We start from the raw sequence: 9,180 nt of genomic DNA on the forward strand, positions 1-9,180 counted from the left end.
GTCGGCATCGCTGAGGATGTGTTCGAGCATATGTCCGCGCGCGCCGGCGTTGATCGGCACATAGACCGCGCCGAGATAGTTTATTGCGAACCAGCTGCACAGCAGATCGGGACTGTTGCCCATGAGGCAGAGCACGTGATCGCCTCTGCCGACACCGGCCTGCGCGAGCGCGCTCGCCCTGAGGCGGACCTTGCGATGCAGTTCGCCATAGGTCCATGACGGTCCGGGCCAGAACTGGACAAAGGGCGCTTCAGGCTGGGTTTGCGCATATCCATCAAGGATATAGCGCAGAACGGAACGCTTTCGGTCAAGTGCCGGATCGCTCGGCGCAACGGTCTTGTGGGCCGTGTCCTCAGACATTGGGTCCATCTTCTCCTCCTCCGGAAAAAGTCAATTTCAGGACGCGCGTCGTCTCCTCGTCCTCTCATATTTCATATTGCATTGTTGGGTCGCGATGTGCAACATACTTAGTAGTATGTCGCTCGGCGACGGGAAAATGATGAGGGAAATGGCCGTAATGTCAGGGGTAGAGGTTGACGTTCAGGGCGCGATTGCAACCGTTCGGTTTGACCGGGGCGGAAAAGCGAATGCGCTGAGCCATGAAATGATCGGCGCACTGGAAGCGGCGGCATACAGGCTCTCGCTCGATCCCGACATTTCGGTGGTCGTGCTCGCCGGCACCTCCAAGATCTTCGCGGCAGGCGTCGACCTGAAGGATGAAAGGCTCTGGACACCGCGAGGTCCGGCTGTCGCCCGGCACCTGTCCATGAATGCGGGCGCACGCATGACCACGGCCTGGCGGCGGCTGCCGCAGATCGTGATCGCCGCGCTGGAGGGGCCGGCCATCGGCGGCGGCGCGATCCTGGCGCTGTGCGCCGATTTCCGGGTGATGGCAGAGGATGCCTATCTCCGCTTCCCGGAGGTGCGCCTCGGCATGACGCTCGGCTGGGGCGGGTTGCCGCTTCTGACCGAACGGGTCGGCGCGGGTCGGGCCAAGAGAATTCTGTGCTGCGACGAAGCGATCGGCGCCGATGAGGCGCTGACGCTCGGCCTTGCCGACCGCAAGGTTGCGCAGGGCGCGGCGCTCGACGAGGGTCGGAAATGGGCGACCGAGATTGCGGAAATCCCGCCAATGTCCCTTCGCATGACCAAGTCCGCGATCGATGCCCACGCCCGCCGGAACTGGGCCGAAGGGGCCGAGAGCGACCAGTTTTTTCTGGCCAAGCTGCTTGCCGAGGGGGGCGGGGGGGCCTGATGGCAGGCCGGTGCGTTTGATCGCCCGGATTTTCATGCACCCTGAGCGGTGCCCAATGGGAGGAGAACTTATATGACTGTACTGAAAAAGGCGATACTGACATCGGCCTTCTCTGTCGTTCTGGCGGCCGGGGCTCATGCCGAACCCTACCGGATCGGCGTTCTGACCGACATGTCGGGTATGAATTACGACCTTTCAGGCAAGGGTTCGCAGGTCGCCGCGGAGATGGCCGTCGAGGACTTTGGCGGCAAGCTCCTCGGAGAAGACGTGGAAGTCATCGTCGGCGATCACCAGAACAAGCCGGATGTCGGCTCGACGCTGGCGCGCCGCTGGATCGATGAGCAGAACGTGATCGCAATCGCGGACGTGCCGACGTCGTCGGTGGCGCTCGCCGTGCAGGAAATCACCCGCCAGAGCGACACGGCGCTGTTGATCTCGACCGCGGGCTCCTCGGCGCTCACCGGCGCTTCCTGCTCGCCGTCGACCGCCCAATGGACCTGGGATACCTACGCGCTTGCCAACGGAACCGGCCGCGCGATGACGCTGGAAGGCGACAAGAAATGGTTCTTCCTGACCGTCGACTACACATTCGGCCATGCGCTTGAGGCCGATACCACGGCGGCGGTCGAGGCCGCCGGCGGAACCGTGGTCGGCGAGGTCATGCATCCACGCGAGACCTCTGATTTCTCGTCCTACCTTCTGCAGGCGCAGGCCTCGGGCGCGGATGTCATCGCGCTCGCCAACTCCTCGGGCGACACGATGACCGCTCTGAAGCAGGCAGAAGAGTTCGGCATCACAGCCGGCGGGCAGGATATCGCCGGAATGCTGCTGTTTCTCACAGATGTCCATGGCGTCGGCCTCGAGATCGCGCAGAACCTGACGTTGACGACCGCGTTCTACTGGGACGTGAACGACGAAACCCGCGCCTGGTCTGAACGGTTCGGCGAAAGGATGGACGGCAAGATGCCGACCATGGTGCATGCCGGCGTCTACTCGTCGGTGATGAACTACCTCAAGGCGGCCGAGGCATCGGGCCAGGCAAAGAGCGGATCGCAGGTCATGGAAACCATGCGCGGCATGGATATCGACGACTTCTTCAACCACAACGCCTCCCTGCGCAAGGACGGACGGGTCGTCCATGACATGTATCTCGTCAAGGTCAAGACGCCCGAAGAATCGAAGGGTCCGTGGGACTATTACAACGTCCTGCGCACCATTCCGGGCGACGAGGCTTTCCGGCCGATCGAGCAGAGCGATTGCCCGCTCGTGAACGGGTAAAGGGACATCATGACGATGGCTACCGTTTCGGCGCGCAACGCGCCGGAGGGCTCCCGTGCCGCATTGTCGGCACGGGGTCTCAGCAAGACTTTCGGAAATTTCCAGGCCGTCAGGGATGTCGATATCGACATCCGGCACGGACGGATCCACGCGTTGATTGGCCCCAACGGCGCCGGCAAAAGCACGGTGTTCAACCTGCTCACCAAGTTTTTGCAGCCGAGCGCGGGAACGATCATGTATGGCGAAACCGACATCACCCGCATGGCGCCGGCCGATGTGGCACGGCTGGGCGTCGCCCGATCGTTCCAGATCTCTGCCACCTTCGGAGACATGTCACTGGTGGACAATGTCTGCGTGGCCTTGCAGCGGCCAAACGGACTTGCCGTGCAGTTCTGGCGCTCGCTTGCAAGCCTCTCGCGGCTGAGGCCCCGCGCCATGGAGCTTCTCGGTCGCGTCGGTCTTGCGGACATGGCCGATCACCGGGCCGCCGACCTTTCCTATGGACGCAAGCGCGCCCTGGAAATCGCAACCACGTTGGCGCTTGATCCGCGAGTGCTGCTTCTCGATGAACCCCTGGCGGGCATGGGCCAGGAGGATGTTGAGACGATGTCCTCGCTCATTTCCGATGTCGCCCGGGACTGCGCCGTCCTGATGGTGGAACACAATATCAAGGTTGTTGCCGACATTGGCCACGACATCACCGTGCTGCAGCGCGGAGAGATCCTGACGCAGGGCAATTATGCCGAGGTGAGCGCCGATCCGCGCGTGCGCGAAGCCTATATGGGGACCGAGGACGATGACTGATGCTTCCGCGACGACGCGCGAAAGGCGGGAAGCCGCGCAACTGAAAGTGCGCGGCCTGGAAGCCTGGTACGGAGAGAGCCAGGCGCTTTACGGCGTCGACCTCGACATCTATCCCGGCGAGACCGTTACCCTGCTGGGCCGCAACGGCGTCGGCAAGACCACCACATTGCGCAGCCTGATGGGGATCGTGCGCAAACGCAAGGGAACGATTGAGTTCGATGCGCGGTCTATCCTGCGCCTGCCGCTGCACCGGGTCGCACATGCCGGCATCGGTTTCGTGCCCGAGGAACGCGGCATCTTCGCCTCGCTCAGCGTCGAAGAGAACCTGATGCTGCCGCCGATGGTGGCCCACAGCGGCAAGGCGATGTCGCTCGACGAGATCTACACGCTGTTTCCAAACCTGTTGGAGCGCCGGCACAGCCCGGGCACCAGGCTTTCGGGCGGCGAACAGCAGATGCTGGCGATTGCGCGCATCCTGCGCACCGGCGTCAGCCTGATACTGCTCGACGAGCCGACCGAAGGACTGGCTCCGGTGATCATCGACCGGATCGGCGAGATGCTGAGGGCGCTGAAAGCCCACGGGCTCAGCGTTCTTCTGGTCGAGCAGAACTTCCGTTTCGCGGCCAGGATCGCCGATCATTTCTACGTCATGGATCAAGGCAGGATGATCGACAGCTTCTCCGTCTCGGAACTGTCCGGCAGGCGCGAGACGCTGAACAAGGCACTGGGAGTATGACATGACAATGATTTTTGGCGTGCCTCTGGTGGTGCTGACCGGCCAGTTTCTGATCGGGCTCATCAATGGCTCCTTCTACGCGCTGATGTCGCTTGGACTGGCCGTCATCTTCGGGCTCCTGCGCGTGGTGAACTTCGCGCATGGCGCCTTTTACATGCTTGGCGCCTTCACCGCCTGGATGCTGGGCCAGTATCTGGGGCTCGGCTATTGGGCATCGCTAGCGCTTGCGCCCGTCATCGCGGGCATTGTCGGCGCTCTGGTCGAACGGACCATGTTGCGCCGTCTCTATGATCTGGACCACCTTTACGGTCTGCTGCTCACATTCGGCCTGGCACTGCTTCTGGAAGGCCTGTTTCAGCATTTCTTCGGTTCATCCGGGAAACCCTTTGCGGCCCCGGACGAAATGAAGGGCATCCTGCGCACCGATTTCGTGACGGTTCCGATCTACCGCGGCTGGGTTGTCGTTGCCTCGCTGCTGATCTGTTTCGGCACGTGGGCGCTGATCGAGAAAACCAAGATGGGCTCCTATCTGCGCGCCGCAACCGAAGATTCCACCCTCGTGCAGGCCTTCGGGGTGAATGTACCGCTGCTGCTAACCTTGACCTACGCCTTCGGCTGCGCGCTTGCGGGGATCGCCGGCGTGCTCGCCGCGCCGATCTTTCAGGTCAGCCCGACGATGGGTTCAAACATGATCATCATCATCTTCGCGGTGGTCGTTGTCGGCGGCATGGGCTCGATCCTCGGCGCCATCGCCACAGGCTACCTCCTTGGCATTGTCGAGGGGCTGACCAAGGTCTTTTACCCCGAAGCCGCGAATATCGCGATCTTCGTCATCATGGCGGCCGTCCTGATGATGCGTCCGGCGGGTCTCTTCGGAAAGGAATACTGACATGATCGAAGCCGAAGAATTCGAGACGGTGGCGGAAACCACGCGTCCGCACCGGTTGCAGCGCATCCTGGTGCTTGCGCTGATTGCAGCGCTGATGCTGCTGCCGCTCTGGGTCTATCCCGTGCTGTTGATGAAGCTGATGTGCTTCGCGCTGTTCGCGTCGGCGTTCAACCTGCTGCTTGGCTATGGCGGCCTTCTGTCCTTCGGCCATGCTGCGTTCTTCGGCGGTTCCGCCTATGTCACGGCGCATGCGCTGAAGGTCTGGGAAGTGAACCCCGAATTTGCCATTCTCGCAGGCGTTGTCGCCGCGCTTGTGCTCGGCCTGATCATGGGGCTTCTGGCGGTGCGCCGGCAGGGCATTTATTTTGCGATGGTCACACTGGCGCTGGCGCAGATGTTTTACTTCTTCTGCCTGCAGGCCCCTTTTACCCATGGCGAGGACGGTATCCAGGGGTTCTCGCGCGGCCGCCTTTTCGGGCTCATCGACCTCTCCGACACCACCGCGCTCTACTCCGTCTTCACGATCGTCTTCGTCGCCAGCATCTTCGCGATCTGGCGGATCGTGCATTCGCCCTACGGGATGATCCTGCAGGCCATCCGCGAGAACGAACAAAGGGCGATCTCGCTCGGCTACTCGGTGCAACGCTACAAGCTCGGCGCCTTCGTCCTGTCGGCGGGCTTTGCCGGTCTGGCCGGTGGGCTCAAGGCGATCCTGTTCCAGTTCGCCACGCTGACGGATGTGAACTGGCACATGTCGGGCGAAGTGATCCTTATGACCCTGCTCGGCGGCATCGGCAGCATTGCCGGGCCGATCGTCGGCGCGGGGCTGGTCGTCACCCTGCAGAACTATTTCGCCACCACCGGTTTTCCGGTAACCACCGCACTCGGTGCAACTTTCATCGTCTGCGTTCTGCTGTTCCGTCGCGGGATCGTGGGCGAGTTTCGCCATCGTCTGGCGGTCAGGAGCAAGCAATGAACACCGAGATACCACGGAGCGCCTTCCGGGTGCTTCCCGACTGGGTCGACTTCAACGGTCATATGGGCGACTTCGCCTATGGCATCGCCTTCTCACGCTCGGTCACCGCGCTGATGGAGAAGATCGGGCTCGACGATGCCTATCGCGCCGAAAGCGAGGCGACGCTCTACACGCTCGAGATGCGGATCGGCTATCAGCGCGAGTGCCATGAGGGCGACGCCTTCAGGGTGAGCACAAGGGTGCTCGCGGTCGACGCCAAGCGGATGCACCTCTATCAGGAGATGCTCGACGAAAGCGGGGAGCGGCTGGCCTGGTGCGAGCAGGTGCTTCTTCATGTCGCCCGAAAATCCGGCAAGCCAAGGGCCGCGCCTTTTCCTGCAATTGCCGCCGCTCGCCTGGAGGCGTTGCAAACGGCACAGCGGGACGAACCTTACCCGGACTGGCTCAATCGGCGCACCGGTCTCGGTTGAAACGCCCGGCTTGCCTGATCGGACTCTTCCCGGGGGCCGGACTGACATTTCGGCCTGGTGAAAAGGAAGACGGCCACCGCGCGTGGTGGCCGCCTCATTGCTTCTGGGACTTCGCCTACAGGACTTCGAATAGTCCCGCCGCGCCCATGCCGCCGCCAATGCACATGGTGACGACAACATGGCGCGCGCCGCACCGCCTGCCCTCGATCAGGGCGTGGCCGACCATGCGCGCGCCCGACATGCCGTAGGGATGGCCGATCGAGATCGCGCCGCCGTTCACGTTCAGCAGCTCATCGGGAATGCCAAGCTGGTCGCGCGAGGGGATGACCTGTGCGGCGAAGGCCTCGTTGAGCTCCCAAAGACCGATGTCGTCAACGCTCAGATCGTGGGTGGCAAGAAGCTTCGTGACCGCGGATATCGGGCCGATCCCCATCTCTTCGGGCGAAACCCCGGTCACGGCGATGCCGCGATAAAGGCCGAGCGGAGCGAGCCCACGGCGTTCCGCCTCGCGCCGCTCCATCAGCACCGCGGCGGAAGCGCCATCGGACAATTGAGAGGCGTTGCCGGCCGTCACGAACGCGCCCTGCGACACCTGCTGGCCATCCTTGAAGACCGGGGCAAGGCCTGCGAGACCGTCCAGGGTCGTGGAAGGTCGGTTGCCCTCGTCGCGCTCAAGCGTCACCGCGCGCATCGTGGTTTCGCCGGTCTCGCGGTCGGTGACCTGCATGACCGTGGTGAGCGGCACGATCTCGTCATCAAACCTGCCCGCGGCCTGCGCGGCGGCGGTGCGCTGTTGCGACTGCAGGGCATAGGCATCCTGTGCCTCGCGGCTCACGCCATTGCGGCGCGCGACGATCTCGGCGGTTTCCACCATCGCCATATAGGTTGCGGGCAGCCGCTCGCTGATCCATGGGTCCTGCCAGTGACGGGTGTTCATCTCAGGCGTCTGCACCAGCGAAATCTGCTCGACTCCGCCGCCGATCGTCACCGCCATGCCGTCCGATATGATCTCTTTGGCCGCGATCGCGATCGCCATCAGGCCGGACGCGCATTGCCGGTCGACGCTCTGGCCCGGAACGGTCACGGGAAGGCCGGCGCGCAACAGACCGGTGCGCCCGATATTCATATGGGTGGTGCCCTGTTGCAGGGCGGCGCCGACCACGACATCCTCGACCTCCGCGGGATCAACGCGCGCGCGGGCGACGGCGTGCTCGATGGCATGGCCGATCAGCCGGGGCGCGGTGGTGGCGTTGAATGCGCCGCGATAGGCCTTTCCGATCGGCGTGCGGGCGGTCGAAACGATGACGGCTTCCCTCATGACGGGGTCTCCTTGTTGTCTGTGGCAGGATCGCGCAACAGCGCCTCGGCGCAGGCCCGCAGTTCAGGCGTGAGCAGGATCGGGCGTCGGGTGGCGCGGTCCACATAAACGTGGACGATGCGCCCGCGGGCGGCACATGCGCCGCCCGCCCGGTCAAAAAGGCCAAAGCCCCAGGTCAGGCTGGTTCGCCCGATGGCCTCGACGCGGGCGCCGATGCTGAGCCTCGCGGGGAAGGTAATCTCCCGGAAGTACTGCGTGCCGTTTTGCACCACCAGACCGATCGGTCCCTCGGCCTCGGCGGAGAGATCGAGCGCGCCGTGCTCGATCAGCGCCATATTCATCGCCGTATCGAAATAGGACAGGTAGGCCACGTTGTTCACATGGCCATAGATGTCGCAATCGTTCCATTGCGCTACCGTATCGTAATGCCAGGCATAGGCGCCGCGCGGAAGCGGCGCGAGACGTTCGCTCATCGCTCTAGTCCTTCTTCGCCAATGCCGCGCGGGCATTGGCGATGATCCGGTCAACGTGATCGAGACCGGCCATCACCTCGATCTGACCGTCGAGACTGGCGATCTCGTCGAAACGGTCACCGACGGTTTCGGGCGTGAATTCCTGGCCTGCGAAGCACACGCCCTGGCTTTCGACCAGCGCCAGACGCGCGACAGTGCCTGCGCCTGCAAGCAGCGCAATGCGCGAGGGGACATCGCGGCTGACCAGCCAGACCGCGGCGGGCGACACCAGTTCGGGCGCGAGCAACTCCAGCATTGCCGGGTCCATCATGTCGCCGGTCATGCGCGTGGCGGCGGTGGGCACGATGGCGTTGACGTGAATGCCGTATTTCGCGCCTTCGAGATGGAGCACGTTCATCAGCCCGAGCACGCCCATCTTGGCGGCGCCGTAGTTGGACTGGCCGAAATTGCCATAGCTGCCGGAGGTCGAGGAGGTGACGAGAATGCGGCCGTATTTCTGTTCGCGCATCTGCGCCCAGACGGCCTTGGTCGCGATCGTCGTGCCCATCAGATGCACCTCGACCACGCGCCGGAAGTCATCGATTTCCATCTTCGCGAAAGACTTGTCGCGCAGGATGCCGGCATTGTTGATCAGCACGTCGATCCGACCGAAGGCCGAAAGCGCCTGCTCGACCATCTCCGCCATATCGGACTCGGAGGCAACGTTGCCGGCATTGGCGATGGCACGTCCGCCCGCTGCGGTGATTTCCCGCACCACGGCTTCGCTGGCCTCGGTGGTGCCGCCGCTGCCGTCGCGCGCGCCGCCGAAATCGTTCACCACGACGGCCGCGCCGTGGCTGGCAAGCATGAGAGCGTGGGAACGGCCCAGTCCGCCGCCCGCGCCGGTGACGATCGCCACCTGATCCTTGAATGAAACCGACATATCTATCTCCTCCGAATTGTTTGTCTTGATAATTCCGGTTTTGTCCGCGCCCGTCTTGC

Annotated in this window: 11 protein-coding genes; 7 read left to right on the forward strand and 4 right to left on the reverse strand. The window is 63.4% G+C overall.

The features are described from left to right. Positions 1-369, reverse strand: a 369-nt coding sequence (locus AC5DC2_RS14065; RefSeq protein ID WP_491698921.1) for an AMP-binding protein, incomplete at its 3' end; no start/stop codon positions are given. Between the two features lie 148 nt (positions 370-517). Between AC5DC2_RS14065 and AC5DC2_RS14070 the strand changes: the two genes are divergently transcribed. The 7 genes from AC5DC2_RS14070 to AC5DC2_RS14100 all read left to right on the forward strand — a co-directional run bounded on the left by AC5DC2_RS14070 (position 518) and on the right by AC5DC2_RS14100 (position 6,408). Next, positions 518-1,255, forward strand: coding sequence for an enoyl-CoA hydratase/isomerase family protein (locus tag AC5DC2_RS14070; protein ID WP_491698922.1), 738 nt, complete (start codon positions 518-520; stop codon positions 1,253-1,255). Between the two features lie 72 nt (positions 1,256-1,327). Next, complete coding sequence (locus AC5DC2_RS14075; protein WP_491698923.1) at positions 1,328-2,533, forward strand: ABC transporter substrate-binding protein; 1,206 nt, start codon at positions 1,328-1,330, stop codon at positions 2,531-2,533. A gap of 9 nt (positions 2,534-2,542) precedes the next feature. Then, positions 2,543-3,337: an ABC transporter ATP-binding protein gene (locus AC5DC2_RS14080; protein ID WP_491698924.1), complete on the forward strand. Its 795-nt coding sequence runs from the start codon at positions 2,543-2,545 to the stop codon at positions 3,335-3,337. Further along, the gene (locus tag AC5DC2_RS14085; RefSeq protein ID WP_491698925.1) at positions 3,330-4,073 is read left to right on the forward strand and encodes an ABC transporter ATP-binding protein; all 744 of its coding nucleotides are present in this window, start codon (positions 3,330-3,332) and stop codon (positions 4,071-4,073) included. The genes AC5DC2_RS14080 and AC5DC2_RS14085 overlap by 8 nt, the downstream gene beginning before the upstream one ends. Before the next feature lies 1 nt (position 4,074). Beyond that, a complete protein-coding gene (locus tag AC5DC2_RS14090) occupies positions 4,075-4,962 on the forward strand; it encodes a branched-chain amino acid ABC transporter permease (protein ID WP_024706655.1) in 888 nt (295 codons plus the stop codon). A gap of 1 nt (position 4,963) precedes the next feature. Then, positions 4,964-5,938 (forward strand): branched-chain amino acid ABC transporter permease, encoded by a 975-nt coding sequence (locus tag AC5DC2_RS14095; RefSeq protein ID WP_491698926.1) that lies wholly within the window; start codon positions 4,964-4,966, stop codon positions 5,936-5,938. After that, positions 5,935-6,408 carry a thioesterase family protein gene (locus AC5DC2_RS14100; RefSeq protein ID WP_491698927.1) on the forward strand — a complete coding sequence of 158 codons (474 nt, stop codon included), beginning with the start codon at positions 5,935-5,937 and terminating at the stop codon, positions 6,406-6,408. The genes AC5DC2_RS14095 and AC5DC2_RS14100 overlap by 4 nt, the downstream gene beginning before the upstream one ends. A gap of 115 nt (positions 6,409-6,523) precedes the next feature. Here the strand turns inward: AC5DC2_RS14100 and AC5DC2_RS14105 are convergent, their stop codons facing one another. From AC5DC2_RS14105 to AC5DC2_RS14115, 3 genes are read right to left on the reverse strand one after another with little or no spacing between them, the layout of a single operon-like run. Beyond that, positions 6,524-7,726: an acetyl-CoA C-acyltransferase gene (locus tag AC5DC2_RS14105; protein ID WP_491698928.1), complete on the reverse strand. Its 1,203-nt coding sequence runs from the start codon at positions 7,724-7,726 to the stop codon at positions 6,524-6,526. Then, positions 7,723-8,199, reverse strand: coding sequence for an acyl-CoA thioesterase (locus AC5DC2_RS14110; protein ID WP_491698929.1), 477 nt, complete (start codon positions 8,197-8,199; stop codon positions 7,723-7,725). Before AC5DC2_RS14110 ends, AC5DC2_RS14105 begins: the two co-directional genes overlap by 4 nt. Positions 8,200-8,203: 4 nt before the next feature. Beyond that, positions 8,204-9,121, reverse strand: coding sequence for an SDR family NAD(P)-dependent oxidoreductase (locus tag AC5DC2_RS14115; RefSeq protein ID WP_491698930.1), 918 nt, complete (start codon positions 9,119-9,121; stop codon positions 8,204-8,206). Between the last annotated feature and the right edge of the window lie 59 nt (positions 9,122-9,180).

This window comes from Martelella sp. (assembly GCF_984369615.1).

Excerpts from the sequence above, each read along its gene's own strand:
- AC5DC2_RS14085 (WP_491698925.1), top strand. The coding sequence starts at position 3,330 with ATGACTGATGCTTCCGCGACGACGCGCGAAAGGCGGGAAGCCGCGCAA.
- AC5DC2_RS14110 (WP_491698929.1), bottom strand. The coding sequence starts at position 8,199 with ATGAGCGAACGTCTCGCGCCGCTTCCGCGCGGCGCCTATGCCTGGCAT.
- AC5DC2_RS14115 (WP_491698930.1), bottom strand. The coding sequence starts at position 9,121 with ATGTCGGTTTCATTCAAGGATCAGGTGGCGATCGTCACCGGCGCGGGC.
- AC5DC2_RS14105 (WP_491698928.1), bottom strand. The coding sequence starts at position 7,726 with ATGAGGGAAGCCGTCATCGTTTCGACCGCCCGCACGCCGATCGGAAAG.
- AC5DC2_RS14090 (WP_024706655.1), top strand. The coding sequence starts at position 4,075 with ATGACAATGATTTTTGGCGTGCCTCTGGTGGTGCTGACCGGCCAGTTT.
- AC5DC2_RS14075 (WP_491698923.1), top strand. The coding sequence starts at position 1,328 with ATGACTGTACTGAAAAAGGCGATACTGACATCGGCCTTCTCTGTCGTT.
- AC5DC2_RS14070 (WP_491698922.1), top strand. The coding sequence starts at position 518 with ATGTCAGGGGTAGAGGTTGACGTTCAGGGCGCGATTGCAACCGTTCGG.
- AC5DC2_RS14095 (WP_491698926.1), top strand. The coding sequence starts at position 4,964 with ATGATCGAAGCCGAAGAATTCGAGACGGTGGCGGAAACCACGCGTCCG.
- AC5DC2_RS14080 (WP_491698924.1), top strand. The coding sequence starts at position 2,543 with ATGACGATGGCTACCGTTTCGGCGCGCAACGCGCCGGAGGGCTCCCGT.
- AC5DC2_RS14100 (WP_491698927.1), top strand. The coding sequence starts at position 5,935 with ATGAACACCGAGATACCACGGAGCGCCTTCCGGGTGCTTCCCGACTGG.